Source organism: Ruegeria sp. BHSB064 (assembly GCF_059613205.1).
The window spans coordinates 1-14,428 of sequence record NZ_JBXWSB010000112.1; the positions used below are offsets into that span (position 1 = coordinate 1).

The following is a 14,428-nucleotide window of genomic DNA, read 5'->3' on the forward strand; positions in this document are numbered from 1 at the left end:
ACTGTTTGGCCAGCTGGTTTGGTGAAGCTTTCGGGCGTCCAATCGGGAAGCGATTGGACCGAGACCCTGTCTTCGGCCCGAATGATCCAAAATCCCAATTGGCGTTGATAGTAGCGGTAAAGAGAGTCGGACAAGAGGGTCCGGTCGATCAAACCTGCTGATTCGTCCAGCCAGATTTCTTCGACGGCTATGATTGTGTCATTCAAGTAGCGCATCCGGCGCACGCGCGATCCACGGTTCGACTTGCCAAATTGGGGCAGGTCGGATGGTTTATTCAGGTGATCAACCGACAGGATATCGGCGCGTGGCAGGCCGCCGCCTTCGGGCAGTTCAAGCCGGAACATTGCATAGACGCTGTTCTGCGTGCCCGTTTCGCGGATGTAGTTTCCTGAACCCTGGATACGTTCCAGCATCCCCTTTTTTTCAAGCTCGGCGAGCGATTTTCGCAGTGTTCCGACCGAGACATTCAAATCCGCCGCCATCTCGCGTTCGGGAGGCAGGCGCTCTCCGTCCATCAGCCGCCCGGCCGCGACATCGCGGATCAGCAGTTCCGCAATCTGGATGTAAACCGGAAGTGCGTTCGGATTTCGATTGGCAGAGGGCACAGTCAGTCGCTTCACTTGGTCGCGGGAAAAATTGATACACTATTGATCTACATCAAAGCGATTGCTACGCAAGAGAAAAAGCAAGCGCCGCGCGGAGACCGACTCAGATGACTATCGTCCCCATCACATCCCCTGATCTGGACGCTGCTGAAGTATCGTGGTTTGCAGCGCTCTGCTCGGACGATTATCAGTTTCTGGGTGTGCCGGACGGCGATCTTCGATCCAGTTGGGAGCATTGCTCGGGTATCGTGAAAGAGGCCGAAGCACAGGGATTTCGCAACATCCTGTGTCCATCTTCGTATCAGGTTGGTCAGGACACGCTGAGTTTTGTCGCTGGCTGCGCACCGATCACCGACAGGATCAACATGTTGGCCGCCGTACGCTGCGGTGAAATGCAGCCCATAATGCTGGCCCGCACCATCGCGACGCTGGATCACATGCTGAAGGGTCGGCTGACCGTCAACATCATTTCATCCGACTTCCCCGGTGAGAAAGCCGATAGTGCATTCCGTTATCAGCGATCGCGCGAAGTGGTCGAGATTTTGAAACAGGCCTGGACGCAGGATGAGATCAACCACGCGGGCGAGGTGTATAATTTCTCGGGTCTGACGACCGATCCTGCAAAACCCTATCAGACCGGCGGCCCGCTGTTGTATTTTGGTGGGTATTCACCTTCGGCATTGGACTTGTGCGGTGAACATTGCGACGTCTACCTGATGTGGCCTGAAACCAAGGACCAATTGGCCGAACGGATGAAAGCCGTGCACGCAGTTGCCGAGAATTACAACCGAACGCTGGATTACGGTCTGCGCGTCCACATGATCGTCCGCGATACCGAGGCTGAGGCGCAGGAATACGCGGATTACATCGTCTCGAAACTGGATGACGAATACGGTCGCGCCATCCGTGAACGGGCGCTGGACGCGACTTCGCTGGGTGTGGCACATCAGGCCAAGAACCGCGATCTGGCAGATGAATATGGCTATGTCGAACCCGGTCTGTGGACTGGGGTCGGGCGCGCGCGCTCTGGCTGCGGGGCGGCTCTGGTCGGATCGACTGATCAGGTTATGTCCAAGATCGAGGAATACCAGAAGATGGGCATCCGCGCTTTCATCTTCTCGGGCTACCCGCACATGGATGAGGCCAAGCATTTTGGTTCTCGGGTGTTGCCTAACTTGAAAACCTGCTCGCTGCCCGAAGCTTACGGGCGCGTACCAGCAACGACCCCAGCAACCCCACTGGGTAACGGAGAACGCCGCTGATGCAACGTGTGAAACTATCCGCAACGCTGGAAATGAGCCGCCTTGTCTATGGCATGTGGCGGCTGGGCGATGACAGCGACACGTCCACAGGGCATGTGGTAGCCAAGATTCAGGCTTGCTTGGATCAGGGCATCACCACCTTTGATCAGGCCGACATTTATGGTGGTTACGCAGCCGAAGCTGTTCTGGGCAATGCCTTGCGCGCCAACCCGAGCTTGCGCCAGAAGATGGAGATCGTCACCAAATGTGACATCATCGCACCGGTGGGCCGTTACGCGGATGCGAAGGTGAAATACTACGACACTTCGCGCGCCCATATTCTGAAGTCGGTCGATACCTCGCTGACAGAAATGGCCATTGACCATATCGACCTGCTGTTGATCCACCGCCCTGATCCATTGATGGACCACAATGAAACTGGTGCTGCGCTGGACGAGGCTGTTGCCAGCGGTAAGGTGGGCGCTGTGGGTGTATCGAACTTCCGCCCCTGGGACTGGTCGCTGCTGCAATCGGCGATGAAGACGCAGCTGGTCACCAACCAGATCGAGATTTCTTTGGGTGAGATCAGCCCTTTTACCAATGGCGATTTGGCGTTTCACCAGCAACACGGCCATCCGCTGATGGCGTGGTCGCCTCTGGGTGGGGGCCTGTTGATGGCCGGAAACCCTCCGGTCGGCGTTGTGGCCGATGAAATCGCAGCCGAGTTCGGAGTGGATCGCGCCGCCGTTGCCGTGGCGTTCCTGCTGGCACATCCGGCCAACATCCTGCCGGTTCTGGGCACCAACAATCTGGATCGGATCAAGCGCGCCTCGGACGCGTTGAAAGTCAAACTGGATCGCGAAACCTGGTACCGCCTTTACGAGGCGGCGCTGGGGCATGAGGTGCCTTGATGAACGCAATCTCAAAGGACATGACCCATACCTTCGTTCCGCATAAGGACGACACCCGCACCTTGCGCGACGCGTTCGGGCGCTTTGCCACCGGCGTCACCATTGTCACCTGTGACAGCGCGGATGGCCCCGTTTGCATCACCGCAAACAGCTTTTCGTCGCTGTCGCTGGACCCGCCTTTGATCATGTGGGCGGGTGATCGCAACTCGCGTCGCTTCCCCTATTTTCACAAAGCCCGCCATTTCAGCGTCCATGTGCTGTCCTCGGAACAGGCCGAGCTGTGCTTTGGCTGTTCGAAAGATGCTTTTGCCCTCCGCGACATCGACCATGAGCGCTGCGAAAACGGCACGCCGTTACTGTCGGATTGTCTGGCACGGTTCGAATGCGAACAACACGCATATCACGATGCGGGCGATCACGTTATTGTGGTGGGAAAAGTTCTTAAGGTTAGCATGGCGGATGGAGACGCGCTGACCTTTTATGCCGGGAAACTCGGCCAATTCGCGCAGCACTAGGCGCGATCTGACGACCGTGGGACATACCTGCGGCTGAACAAGGGAGGATCCGCATGGGCGGACTGGCATCGGTGCTTGCGCCGATAGCATTCGTGAACGAAACCGTGCTGCGTCTGGGCCGTGCGGTCGGCATCGTTGCGATTGCTCTCATGGTCATTGCAATCCTGATCCAGGTTTTTTTCAGATACGTTCTGGGCAATGCTCTGCCCTGGCCGGATGAGGCCGCGCGGTTTTGCATGCTCTGGATGACCGGACTGATGGCACCTACAGCGTTTCGGCGCGGGGGTTTTGTGGCCATCGACATGCTGGAGCGCTTCTTGCCGCGCTTTATCGGTCAGACGCTCAACCTGTTCCTTTTGTTGATCTCGCTCGCGGTGCTGCTGGTTGCAGTCAATATCGGTTGGTCCGAAGTGACTGGCTTTGGCGGTAGGTTCGCAACCGCCGCGCTGTACCTGCCCACATCTTTTGGGTTCGACGAATGGTATCGCATTCCGCGCAGTTGGATGATGGCCTCGCTGTTGGTCGGGATCGTCCTTCTGATCTCGGTGAATATCGAACTGATCCTGCGATCCTTCATCACTCTGCTGGGCGGAGGTCACCTGTTGCCCGAAATTCCTGATGCGGCAGTGGGGGCCGAATAAATGCTGATCTGGTTCCTGCCCACATTCCTGATTTTTCTACTGATCGGCCTGCCGGTCTTTTTCGCCCTTCTGGCCGCGCCCGGTATCCTGCTGTGGCTGAACGGTCAGACCAACGACATCACGCTGCTCTATCGCAATGTCTACAATGGCATGGACAGTTTCCCGCTGATGGCGATCCCGTTCTTCATGCTGGCCGGAGAACTCATGAACCGAGGCGGCATCACAATCCGCCTTGTCGAGTTTTCACAGGCGCTTATGGGCCATCTGCGTGGCGGTCTGGCGCATGTGAATGTGCTGAGTTCGATCCTCTTCGCGGGCCTCTCGGGGTCCGCGGTGGCGGATACCTCGGCGCTTGGATCGATGTTGATCCCGGCCATGGAGAAACAGGGCTATACCCGCAAATTTGCCGCCGCGATCACCGCAGCCAGTTCAGTGATCGGGCCGATCATTCCACCTTCGGGCATCATGATCATCTACGCTTATGTGATGGGCGAAAGCGTGGCTGCCCTGTTCCTCGCGGGTATCGTGCCGGGCGTGATGGTGGGCGTTGGTCTGATGCTGATGATCAAACTGATGGCTGACAAGTACGACTTTCCGGTTGCCAGCCGAAAATACACTTGGCCTGAACGCCGTCAGGCCAGCCTGAAAGCCTTCTTTCCATTGATGACCCCGGTGATCATACTGGGCGGTATTCTGGGTGGCATCTTCACCCCAACCGAGGCCGCCGCCGTTGCCGTGGGCTATGCCTTTATCATCGGTTTCTTCGTCCTGCGGACGCTGACGTGGAAAGAAGTGCCCGAGGTGCTCAGCAACGCTGGCATGACCTCGGCGGTCGTTTTGCTGCTGGTTGGCGCGGCGATGGCGTTCAAGACGGTGGTCAGCCTCAGCCACGCGCCGGAACAACTGGCTTCGCTGATCCTGAGCCTGTCGGAAAACCCGCTGATCCTGCTGTTTCTGATCAACCTGTTGCTGTTCATCGTCGGCATGTTTTTGGATGCAGGCCCTGCGATCATCATCCTCGGGCCCATCCTTGGCCCGATCTTCACCAGCCTCGGCGTGGACCCGATCCACTTCGCCATCATCATGAGCGTTAACCTGACTGTCGGCCTCGCCACCCCTCCAATGGGGCTGGTCCTGTTTGTGGCCGCCGCCGTGTCCCGCGAACGGGTTGAAACCATCGCCAAGGCAATCCTGCCGTTCCTGGCGGTCGAAATCATCGTGATTTTCCTAATCACCTATATCCCCGCACTATCCATGACGATCCCGAGGATAACGGGATTTGCCAACTAACTGAGTTCCATAGGGAGGAAACGCATGCTCAGAGACTTCATCAAAACCGCAGCGGTGGCCACATCGCTGGTGGCTGCGTCTGCCATCGCGGCAACGGCCGCCGACTACACACTGCGCGCGACCGCCAATTCGAACGAAAACGATGAGGACTATGACGGCCTGATCGTCTTCAAGAACTATGTCGAAGCCGCCTCGAACGGCGCGATTGAGGTCGAATTGTTCATCGGTACCCAACTGTGTTCGAACGGCGCGGAATGCCTGCAGGGCGTCGCGGATGGGACCATCGACATCTACATCTCAACTTCTGGCGGTGCGTCGGGCATTTTCCCATACGTGCAGGTTCTGGATCTGCCCTACTTGATGGCTGACGACCGGATTGCCGAACACGTTCTTTCCGGTGATTTCACCCGCACCATGCGCGACATGGCGCTTGAGGACTCGGGCGGTGCGATCCGTTTGATGACCATCGGCAACACCGGAGGCTGGCGCAACTTCGCCAACACGCAGCGCCGCATTGCGGAACCTGCCGACATGGAAGGTTTGAAAATCCGCACCGTGGTCGCCGACCTGCCGCAGGAATTGGTCAAAGCGCTGGGCGCATCGCCCACCCCGATCCCGTGGCCGGAACTGTTCACCAGCTTCCAGACCGGAGTGGTTGAAGGCTCAAAGAACGGCATCACCGACATCATGGGCATGAAATTCCCAGATGCGGGTCTGCAATATGTCACGCTGGACGGGCATGCTTACATGGGCGCGCTGTGGTGGATGAACAACGCCAAGTTCCAGGAAATGCCCGAGGACATGCGCCGTGTCGTTGTCGATGGCTTCTATGCGCTGCAACAGGCCACCTTTGCTTCGCCCAAGCGCAAGTCGATCCAAGCCTATGAGGATTTTGTCGCCGGTGGCGGTGATCTCTATGTGCTGACACCTGACCAGAAGGCTGCGTTCAAAGAGGCCGCAACGCCGGTCTATGACTGGTTCCAGTCCAATGTCGCGCGTGGAGACGAGATTTTTGTTGCGCTGACCGAAGCGGTCGCTGCGGCTGAGGCCGATGTGAACGCGTCGCGCGATGCGGATCTGAACTAAGCGTCCGGGTCGGGCCCTTAAGGCCCGGCCCTTATCGAAACGGGTACATCCACCCTTTGTAGTCGTTCACCAGAACATGCGCTCTTTCGATCTGCTCCGGCGACATTTTCTTTACCACTTCCTCAAGGCTGATCGCCGCATCGGGATCGCCGCCAATGGCGCTGAGTGTGTACCACATGTAAGCCCTGACCAGATCAGGCGCGGGCATCCCAAGACCCAGCTCATAATACCAGCCAACCCCCGACTGGGCCCCCGGATGCCCCTTCATCGAGGCGCGCAGATACCATTCGAACGCGCGCTCATAGTCCCGTTCGACGCCCAGGCCCAGCCCGTACATCACGCCGATCAGCTCCTCGGCCTCGGCATTGCCCGAGCGGGCGGCTGGCAGCAGCTCCTCGCGCGCGGCCTCGAACTTTCCGGCCTCCATCAGATCGCGCGCCTGTTCCAGTTCGGCAAGCGCCGGGGTCGCAAGCAGGCAAAGGGCAAATACAAACTGGCGCATGGGGTTGTGTTCCTCTTGGCCGGGGCCGCGGCTGCACAGGATGTGCCGCGCCCTCTTACAGATGATGATTTCCTGCCTTTTGATATGGAACAGGCCGCCATCGGTCATCAACTGTTTTACGATCCGATCCTGTCGGGCAATCGGAACATATCCTGCGCCCATTGCCACCACCCGGATTTCGGCACCTCGGATGGGGTGTCACTGGGTATCGGAGAAGGCGGACAGGGTTTGGGGCCTGACCGCACACCCGGCATCGACGCAGACAGGATCCGTAAACGCATTCCCAGAAACTCGCCAGGGCTTTGGAACCTCGGTGCGAAAGAGATCCACACGGTGTTTCACGATGGCCGACTGAGCATCTCGGACGTCTACGGCAACGGGTTCAACTCACCCGCGCAGGAATGGTTGCCGGAAGGCTTGAACTCACTGCTCGCGGCGCAAGCGCTTTTTCCGCTGACCTCGCAGTTCGAAATGGCTGGTAACGTGGCCGAAAACCAGGTCACCGGGGCCGTCCACGACCGGATCGACAAAGGGTGGCCGATCCTTGCCAAACGCGTAAGAACGGATCCTAATTACGGACCGGCAATCGTTGCGGCATTTGATGAGATTGAAACCACGGAAGACATCACAATCACCCAAGTTGCCAACGCTTTGGCCGCTTTCATGGCCATCGAATGGAGGAGCACCGACAGCCCATTCGATCGCTATCTGGCTGGGGACATGAATGCGTTATCAACCGTTCAAAAAGACGGGATGGATCTGTTCTATGGTAAGGCAAACTGTTCCGCGTGCCACGCGGGACCGTTGATGTCCGATCAGGAATTCCACGCTTTGGCCATTCCGCCTTTTGGTCCGGGCCGAACCCGTCAATGGGATCCGTATGCGCGCGACGTCGGTCGTATGGGTGAAAGCAATCGGTTGGAAGATGCCTACAGGTTTCGCACCCCCATGCTGCGCAATGTTGCTTTGACAGCCCCTTACGGTCACAACGGGGCGTTCCCCGATCTTGAAAGCATCATCCGCCATCATCTGAACCCGCAGGCAAGTTTTGATGCCTGGACGCCCCAAATGGCCGGGTTGCCCGAGGTTCCGTGGTTGCACGATGCTGACTTTCTGGTTTGGGATGATCGACTGGAAATGGAACGCCAACGCAGCAAAACCGACATTGATCCGATTGAACTCACGGATGTGGAAATCCAGAGTCTGATCGCATTTATGGACGCTTTGACAGGTTCCAGCGTGGATGCACCGATTTTTGGTGTGCCCAGTGGATTTGTTCCTTAGCTATTCTTGTTTTCAGCTGGGTTCGACAAAGCCACGCCTTCAACCGTGACCCGGTGCATCAGGCGTCGAAAGCCGTGATAGTCATTGATTGCCTTGTGCCATGTGGCCCTGTTGTCCCACATCGTTATGTCGCCCGCGCGCCAGCGCACGCGGCATTGGAACTCGGGTTGTTTGCAGTGCTCGTACAGCATCGCAAGAATTGCATTAGACTCGTCTTTGCTGAGCCTTTCGATATGCGTTGTGAAGACAGGATTCACAAAAAGACCACGCCGCCCGCTGAGTGGATGTGTGATGACAATGGGATGGTGCGCATCTTGTGTTGCGGCGTCTGCGTTGCCCAATCGACCGCTCTTGGCGGCTTCGCTGTCTTGTATGGCGGCACCAAAGACGTGACGTGAAGAATGCACAGCAGTCAGCCCGTCTAGAAACTGACGCATTGGGGCCGAGAGTGCCTCATACGCGGCTGCCATAGACACAAACAGCGTGTCTCCTCCATAGGGCGGCATCTCAATCGCATGCAGGATTGAACCCATGGCTGGCGCTTCGTCATAGGAATGATCGGTGTGCCACCCTTCACCGACCGCTTCTTTCTGGTCCTTTTCTTTCAGGACCGTCGCAATCTCGGGATAGCCATCAACCGGTTTGAAGAAACGATTGACATTGATCGCGCCAAAGCTGCGAGCAAAACTCAGATGGTCTTCAGGGGTGGCAGTTTGACCCCTTAAGACGATAACGGAATACTTGGCAAAGGCTTGGTGGATATCAGGGAATTGCCCGCTGTCTCGAATATCGGCACCGTAGATTTCAGCGCCCAAGCCGCCGGTGAGGGGTGTGATGTCCATCGGGGTGCTCCTGCATTTTCAAGATCAGGATAAAGGACGATTGCGCATTGGCGAAACGGAATTAGCTAGCAATTCGTGGCCGCGGATTCTGGACATTAGGCATCGGACCATGGTCCTAGTCCAGTGTGGATCTGGACGAATAGTAATATGCAATGGCCTGAGTTCTGTTTTTCACGGCCAGCTTGTCATAAATATTGGACAGGTGAAATTTGACGGTGTTTGTCGAAATCTGAAGCTCTTTTGACAAGTCCCGATTGGACATGCCTTGGGCCAAGGCTTCAAGAATGGTGCGTTCTTTGCGGGACAGGCTTTGGATTGGGTCCTGTTGCATTTTCCGAACGTCAATGAATGGAAAGACCATTTTGCCAGCCGCCACATCGGCGCAGGTTTCAAGCAAGCCTTCGACCTCGCCGGATCGCGCCGCAAAACCGGCGGCCCCGGCTTGCATGGCCAGCCGCGGCGTTTCGCTGGTGACATCCCCATACACCACAAACCGGGGTGCATTGGCCTGTTCTCGGAGAACCTCGATCAGCTTTGCTGCTCCGAGCACAGGGAGGTTCCAGTCGACCACCCCGACCTGAACCGGAACCCGCATGACAGTTCCCAGGAACCCTTCGGCGGTGGCTGACGTCGCCACCAACGAGAATCGCGGGTCGCGTTCAAAGATTTCCGACATAGCAGACAGAACCAGCGGATTGCCGTCTGCCAGCATGACATCAATAGGGGTACTTGGCGCGCCAATCATCTGTTTTCACCCAACTTTCGCAGTTTCCCACCCAAATGGGTAGGTGCAAATTCAGTATACCTTGGTATTTTTACCAATTTGGGTGGGAACTTTCCCACCCTTTTGGTCATCCTAAAGCAGTAGTAAGTTACGTTGCGTCATTGCGCAAGGCGGCGTTTTCTGTCCGGCAACGAAACACGACGGGTCCAAGTGCCCGACCAACGCCGAGGATGACAGACGATGACTTTTCAGATTTTCCCTCCTCTTGAGATCCCAGAGACTTTGGCCGCGGGTCCCGGTCCTGGCAACACTGACGCCCGTGTCCTGCGCGCTTTCAGCAGCGCCGGTGTGGCGGATCACATGCAGGGTGATGTTCTGCGGGGCATGATCGAATGTAAGCACATGCTGCGAAAGATCTGGGGCACGTCCAACACGTATACTTTTGCGGTCGCAGGCACTGGTTGGAGCGCTTTGGACGCGATGTTTTCCGCCGTCATGCCAGGTGATAAGGTTGTGGCGTTTGCCAACGGGACATTCTCGGGTATCGACGCTCTGACCCTGCGGATCAAGGCGGCTACACCTCAAGAACACGCATCCAACCCGCTTGACCCGCAAGCCGCCAGTGTCACTGTGATCGAGGTTCCGCATGGACAGCCGGTGACAGGTGAACTGGTTGACGCAGCTTTGGCTGAGCACAAGCCCAAATGGGCGTTCATGGCGCATTGGGAAACCGGGTCGGGGCGCGTCAACGATCTGCGCGGCTTTTCGGACGCCTGTGAACGCAATGGTGTCATGGGTCTGATCGATGCGGTATCGTCGCTGGGTGCCGATGACTTTTCGATTGATGACTATCCCGGGATCGCCGGATGGGCGTCTTGCCCGCAAAAAGGTCTGTGCTGCCTGCCGCTGACCTACGCGCCGGTCAGCTTTACGGATGCCTACATCGAAAGCCTCAAGGCGTCAGGCGCGTATTCCTATGTTCACAACCCGATCTTTGAAGCGCGCCATTGGGGCATTGTCGATGGGCAGGACGTAGAAAAAGGCACCTATCACCGGACGCATTCGGGATACGCCGTTGCAGCGTTCCACGAAGCCCTGCGTCTGACCCTGCAAGAAAGTCTGGCAAAGCGGGCCTTGGCCTACCGCACACACGAGAAGGTTCTGCGCGATGCGGTGATCGAAATGGGCTGCGAAGTAACATCGGACATGCCCAGCCTTGTTGTTCTGAACTTGCCGCCGGAACTGGCGGGGCGTGAGATGGAGCTGGTCCAGAACTGCCGCGCACGGGGATTTGGTATCTGGCCGACACTCAGCGCGCCGGTACAGGTCCGGATCGGCATTCTCAATCAGTTGAACCGGGACTCGGTCAGCCGGATCGTACGTCTGTTCGCCGAAGCTCTGCGCGAACTGGGCGGAGAGGTCGATCAGGACGCAATCGAGGCTTTGCTGGAAAGCCGTTACGGCACATCAATCGCTGCATAAACAGGAGCGGAACAAAATGGATATCCACGAATACCAAGCGAAGGAAATCCTTTCCAATTTTGGTGTCGACGTCCCTGCGGGCGCGCTTGCCTACAGCCCAGAGCAGGCGGCCTATCGGGCGCGCGAGCTGGGCGGTGACAAATGGATCGTCAAGGCGCAAGTCCATGCCGGTGGGCGCGGCAAGGCCGGAGGGGTCAAACTGTGCAACACTGAAAACGAGATTTATCAGGCCTGCGATGACTTGTTCGGTCGCAAGCTGGTCACGCATCAAACCGGGCCGGAAGGCAAAGGCATCTACCGTGTTTACGTCGAAGCCGCCGTGCCGATTGATCGCGAGATTTATCTGGGATTTGTTCTGGACCGGTCCAGCCAGCGGGTGATGATCGTCGCCTCGTCAGAGGGTGGGATGGAAATCGAGGATATCTCGGCCGACCGTCCGGACAGCATCGTGCGATCCATTGTGGAACCGGCTGTTGGGCTTCAGGAATTCCAGGCGCGTGAAATTGCGTTCAAGCTTGGTCTTGAACCCAAGCTGATCCAGCAGATGGTGCGCACACTGCAGGGGTGCTACGCCGCGTTCAGCGACTTGGATGCCACCATGGTCGAGATCAATCCGCTGGTTATCACCGGTGACGACCGCGTGCTGGCGCTGGATGCGAAGATGAGCTTTGACGACAACGCGTTGTTCCGTCACCCGCAGATCGCCGAACTGCGTGACAAAAGCCAGGAAGACCCGCGCGAAAGTCGCGCGGCGGACCGGGGGCTGTCTTACGTCGGTTTGGACGGAAACATCGGTTGCATCGTGAACGGTGCCGGTCTGGCCATGGCCACCATGGACACGATCAAGCTGGCCGGTGGTGAGCCCGCCAACTTCCTTGATATCGGCGGCGGGGCTTCGCCAGAGCGGGTTGCCAAGGCATTCCGGCTGGTTCTGTCGGACACCAATGTTCAGGCCATCCTCGTCAATATTTTTGCAGGCATCAACCGCTGCGATTGGGTGGCAGAGGGCGTCGTTCAAGCGTTGAAAGAACTGGATATCGACCTTCCAGTGGTGGTTCGGCTGGCCGGAACCAATGTCGAAGAAGGTCAGAAGATCCTTGCCAAGTCCGGCCTTCCGATCATCCGCGCCACAACACTGATGGAAGCAGCAGAACGCGCCGTGGGCGCATGGAAAAACGACCTTACTCAAGGCACCAAGATGAGGGCTGTGTAATGAGCATTCTTCTCGATCGCGACTCGCGTGTCATCGTACAGGGCATCACGGGCCGGATGGCGCGGTTTCACACCAAGGACATGCTGAAATACGGCACGAATGTCGTGGGCGGCGTCGTTCCCGGCAAGGGTGGCGAAACCGTCGAAGGTGTTCCGGTTTTTGACACCGTCAAACAAGCTGTTGAGGCGACCGGCGCGGATGCCAGCCTTGTTTTCGTTCCTCCTCCGTTTGCTGCGGATTCGATCATGGAAGCAGCGGATGCAGGTATCCGCTACTGCGTTTGCATCACCGACGGTATTCCTGCGCAGGACATGATCCGGGTGAAACGGTATATGTACCGCTATCCCAAGGAAAAGCGCATGGTTCTGACCGGTCCGAACTGCGCGGGCACAATTTCGCCGGGCAAAGCGTTGCTGGGTATCATGCCGGGTCATATTTACCTGCCCGGACATGTCGGGATCATTGGCCGTTCAGGGACACTCGGCTACGAAGCCGCAGCCCAGTTGAAAGAGCGCGGGATTGGCGTCTCGACTAGCGTCGGGATCGGGGGCGACCCGATCAACGGGTCTTCGTTCAAGGACATCCTCCAGCGGTTTGAAGAGGACGAAGACACCCATGTCATCGCCATGATTGGTGAGATTGGCGGCCCGCAGGAAGCCGAAGCGGCAGAGTATATCCGCGACCACATCACCAAACCGGTGATTGCCTATGTTGCGGGCCTGACTGCTCCGAAAGGGCGGACCATGGGCCATGCAGGTGCGATCATTTCGGCCTTTGGCGAAAGCGCCAGCGAGAAGGTCGAAATCCTGTCTGCCGCTGGTGTGACCGTGGCGGAAAATCCTGCCGTGATTGGTGAAACAATTGCGCGTGTGATGGAGGCTGCGTGATGGTCAAACCTTCGGTTCTTGTGACCCGCCGCTGGCCTGCTGCCGTCGAGGCGCAGTTGGCCGAGGACTATGACACTGTGCTGAACACCGGGGATAAACCCATGTCGCCGGCCGAAATCCGGCAGGCGTTGAAATCCTATGACGCAGTACTGCCGACTGTAACGGATAAGCTAAGCGCCGAAGCACTGGACGTTCCAGGCGCGCAGACCAAAATCCTCGCCAATTATGGAGTGGGCTACAGCCATATCTGTGAGCCGTCCGCCCGCGAGCTGGGTATGACCGTGACGAACACGCCCGATGTTCTCTCCGAATGCACAGCAGATATCGCCATGACCCTGCTGCTGATGGTGGCGCGTCGGGCGGGTGAGGGTGAACGCGAACTGCGTTCCGGTAACTGGACCGGGTGGCGGCCCACGCATCTGGTGGGGACGAAGGTCAGCGGTAAGACGCTTGGCATCATCGGCTATGGGCGCATCGGTCAGGAAATGGCCCGCCGCGCGCATCATGGCTTTGGCATGGACGTGCTGGTCTATAACCGCAGCCCGGTGGACCCGGCTGTATTGGCTGGGTGCAATGCTACTCAGGTTGGGTCGATTGATGAGTTGTTGCCGCAATGCGATTTCGTCTCACTTCATTGCCCCGGCGGGGCTGCGAACCGCCACATGATCAATGCGCGCAGGCTGGACCTGATGAAACCCGACGCGTTCCTGATCAATACGGCGCGTGGTGAAGTCATCGACGAACGGGCGCTGGTTCAATCGCTGATGTTCGACATGATCGGCGGTGCAGCACTGGATGTGTTTGACGGCGAACCCCGCATCTGTGCGGATCTTCTGCAATGCGACAACCTTGTGATGTTGCCGCATCTGGGCAGCGCCACGCGCGAGGCACGCGAGGCGATGGGGTTCCGGGTTTTGGATAACCTGAGTGACTTCTTTGAAGGCCGGGAGCCACGCGATCGGGTGATCTGACCCACCAAACATACCAATCGAATTTGTCGATGCCGCCCTGAGGACTGCATCGACCCCTTCCCACAGGAGAATTGCCCCGTGAATGCGCCGCACCGTACAGACGGATTTTTTACCCAGTCCCTATCGGACCGTGATCCTGAGCTTTTTGGCTCGATCACGTCCGAGCTGGGTCGTCAGCGCGACGAGATCGAACTGATCGCATCCGAGAACATCGTCTCTGCCGCCGTGATGGAA

The 14,428-nt window shown here is 57.7% G+C and carries 15 protein-coding genes and 1 pseudogene; 12 read left to right on the top strand and 4 right to left on the bottom strand.

Annotated features, from left to right (window positions below):
* A partial coding sequence (locus tag AC2FNU_RS19925) for a GntR family transcriptional regulator (RefSeq protein ID WP_496791805.1) occupies nt 1-605 on the bottom strand: 605 nt, incomplete at its 3' end.
* 107 nt (nt 606-712) lie between these two features.
* Here AC2FNU_RS19925 and AC2FNU_RS19930 point away from each other — a divergent pair.
* The 6 genes from AC2FNU_RS19930 to AC2FNU_RS19955 are packed head-to-tail and all read left to right on the top strand — an operon-like array spanning nt 713 to nt 6,289.
* Entirely contained in the window at nt 713-1,867 is a 1,155-nt protein-coding gene (locus AC2FNU_RS19930; protein ID WP_496791790.1) for an LLM class flavin-dependent oxidoreductase, read from the top strand.
* A complete protein-coding gene (locus AC2FNU_RS19935; protein ID WP_496791792.1) occupies nt 1,867-2,757 on the top strand; it encodes an aldo/keto reductase in 891 nt (296 codons plus the stop codon). The genes AC2FNU_RS19930 and AC2FNU_RS19935 overlap by 1 nt, the downstream gene beginning before the upstream one ends.
* Complete coding sequence (locus tag AC2FNU_RS19940) at nt 2,757-3,272, top strand: flavin reductase family protein (protein ID WP_496791793.1); 516 nt, start codon at nt 2,757-2,759, stop codon at nt 3,270-3,272. Before AC2FNU_RS19935 ends, AC2FNU_RS19940 begins: the two co-directional genes overlap by 1 nt.
* A 53-nt stretch (nt 3,273-3,325) precedes the next feature.
* Nucleotides 3,326-3,913 carry a TRAP transporter small permease gene (locus AC2FNU_RS19945; RefSeq protein ID WP_496791795.1) on the top strand — a complete coding sequence of 196 codons (588 nt, stop codon included), beginning with the start codon at nt 3,326-3,328 and terminating at the stop codon, nt 3,911-3,913.
* Nucleotides 3,914-5,203, top strand: coding sequence for a TRAP transporter large permease (locus AC2FNU_RS19950; RefSeq protein WP_170337175.1), 1,290 nt, complete (start codon nt 3,914-3,916; stop codon nt 5,201-5,203).
* Between the two features lie 24 nt (nt 5,204-5,227).
* Nucleotides 5,228-6,289, top strand: a complete 1,062-nt coding sequence (locus AC2FNU_RS19955) for a TRAP transporter substrate-binding protein (RefSeq protein ID WP_496791796.1) — start codon at nt 5,228-5,230, stop codon at nt 6,287-6,289.
* Between the two features lie 31 nt (nt 6,290-6,320).
* On the opposite strand, the gene AC2FNU_RS19960 is transcribed toward AC2FNU_RS19955, so the two are convergent.
* Entirely contained in the window at nt 6,321-6,791 is a 471-nt protein-coding gene (locus AC2FNU_RS19960) for a tetratricopeptide repeat protein (RefSeq protein WP_496791798.1), read from the bottom strand.
* Between the two features lie 15 nt (nt 6,792-6,806).
* On the opposite strand from AC2FNU_RS19960, the gene AC2FNU_RS19965 reads away from it, so the two are divergent.
* Nucleotides 6,807-8,075 (top strand): cytochrome-c peroxidase, encoded by a 1,269-nt coding sequence (locus AC2FNU_RS19965; protein WP_496791806.1) that lies wholly within the window; start codon nt 6,807-6,809, stop codon nt 8,073-8,075.
* On the opposite strand, the gene AC2FNU_RS19970 is transcribed toward AC2FNU_RS19965, so the two are convergent.
* Together AC2FNU_RS19970 and AC2FNU_RS19975 are read right to left on the bottom strand one after the other, a co-directional pair.
* Nucleotides 8,072-8,917, bottom strand: a complete 846-nt coding sequence (locus AC2FNU_RS19970) for a TauD/TfdA dioxygenase family protein (RefSeq protein ID WP_496791799.1) — start codon at nt 8,915-8,917, stop codon at nt 8,072-8,074. The genes AC2FNU_RS19965 and AC2FNU_RS19970 overlap by 4 nt on opposite strands.
* A 115-nt stretch (nt 8,918-9,032) precedes the next feature.
* Nucleotides 9,033-9,662 (bottom strand): response regulator transcription factor, encoded by a 630-nt coding sequence (locus AC2FNU_RS19975; RefSeq protein ID WP_496791800.1) that lies wholly within the window; start codon nt 9,660-9,662, stop codon nt 9,033-9,035.
* Between the two features lie 219 nt (nt 9,663-9,881).
* Between AC2FNU_RS19975 and AC2FNU_RS19980 the strand changes: the two genes are divergently transcribed.
* From AC2FNU_RS19980 to glyA, 5 genes and pseudogenes are all read left to right on the top strand, one after another.
* A complete protein-coding gene (locus tag AC2FNU_RS19980; RefSeq protein ID WP_496791801.1) occupies nt 9,882-11,123 on the top strand; it encodes a pyridoxal-phosphate-dependent aminotransferase family protein in 1,242 nt (413 codons plus the stop codon).
* A gap of 16 nt (nt 11,124-11,139) precedes the next feature.
* Nucleotides 11,140-12,336, top strand: a complete 1,197-nt coding sequence (locus AC2FNU_RS19985) for a malate--CoA ligase subunit beta (RefSeq protein ID WP_496791802.1) — start codon at nt 11,140-11,142, stop codon at nt 12,334-12,336.
* Entirely contained in the window at nt 12,336-13,223 is an 888-nt protein-coding gene (sucD, locus tag AC2FNU_RS19990; RefSeq protein ID WP_496791803.1) for a succinate--CoA ligase subunit alpha, read from the top strand. The genes AC2FNU_RS19985 and sucD overlap by 1 nt, the downstream gene beginning before the upstream one ends.
* A complete protein-coding gene (locus tag AC2FNU_RS19995) occupies nt 13,223-14,194 on the top strand; it encodes a 2-hydroxyacid dehydrogenase (protein WP_496791804.1) in 972 nt (323 codons plus the stop codon). The genes sucD and AC2FNU_RS19995 overlap by 1 nt, the downstream gene beginning before the upstream one ends.
* A 78-nt stretch (nt 14,195-14,272) precedes the next feature.
* Nucleotides 14,273-14,428: pseudogene (glyA, locus tag AC2FNU_RS20000) on the top strand (serine hydroxymethyltransferase); the annotation flags it as partial.

Coding starts and splice junctions, on each gene's coding strand:
- AC2FNU_RS19970 (WP_496791799.1), bottom strand. CDS start 8,917: ATGGACATCACACCCCTCACCGGCGGCTTGGGCGCTGAAATCTACGGT.
- AC2FNU_RS19945 (WP_496791795.1), top strand. CDS start 3,326: ATGGGCGGACTGGCATCGGTGCTTGCGCCGATAGCATTCGTGAACGAA.
- AC2FNU_RS19930 (WP_496791790.1), top strand. CDS start 713: ATGACTATCGTCCCCATCACATCCCCTGATCTGGACGCTGCTGAAGTA.
- AC2FNU_RS19960 (WP_496791798.1), bottom strand. CDS start 6,791: ATGCGCCAGTTTGTATTTGCCCTTTGCCTGCTTGCGACCCCGGCGCTT.
- AC2FNU_RS19955 (WP_496791796.1), top strand. CDS start 5,228: ATGCTCAGAGACTTCATCAAAACCGCAGCGGTGGCCACATCGCTGGTG.
- sucD (WP_496791803.1), top strand. CDS start 12,336: ATGAGCATTCTTCTCGATCGCGACTCGCGTGTCATCGTACAGGGCATC.
- AC2FNU_RS19935 (WP_496791792.1), top strand. CDS start 1,867: ATGCAACGTGTGAAACTATCCGCAACGCTGGAAATGAGCCGCCTTGTC.
- AC2FNU_RS19985 (WP_496791802.1), top strand. CDS start 11,140: ATGGATATCCACGAATACCAAGCGAAGGAAATCCTTTCCAATTTTGGT.
- AC2FNU_RS19940 (WP_496791793.1), top strand. CDS start 2,757: ATGAACGCAATCTCAAAGGACATGACCCATACCTTCGTTCCGCATAAG.
- AC2FNU_RS19950 (WP_170337175.1), top strand. CDS start 3,914: ATGCTGATCTGGTTCCTGCCCACATTCCTGATTTTTCTACTGATCGGC.
- AC2FNU_RS19975 (WP_496791800.1), bottom strand. CDS start 9,662: ATGATTGGCGCGCCAAGTACCCCTATTGATGTCATGCTGGCAGACGGC.
- AC2FNU_RS19995 (WP_496791804.1), top strand. CDS start 13,223: ATGGTCAAACCTTCGGTTCTTGTGACCCGCCGCTGGCCTGCTGCCGTC.
- AC2FNU_RS19980 (WP_496791801.1), top strand. CDS start 9,882: ATGACTTTTCAGATTTTCCCTCCTCTTGAGATCCCAGAGACTTTGGCC.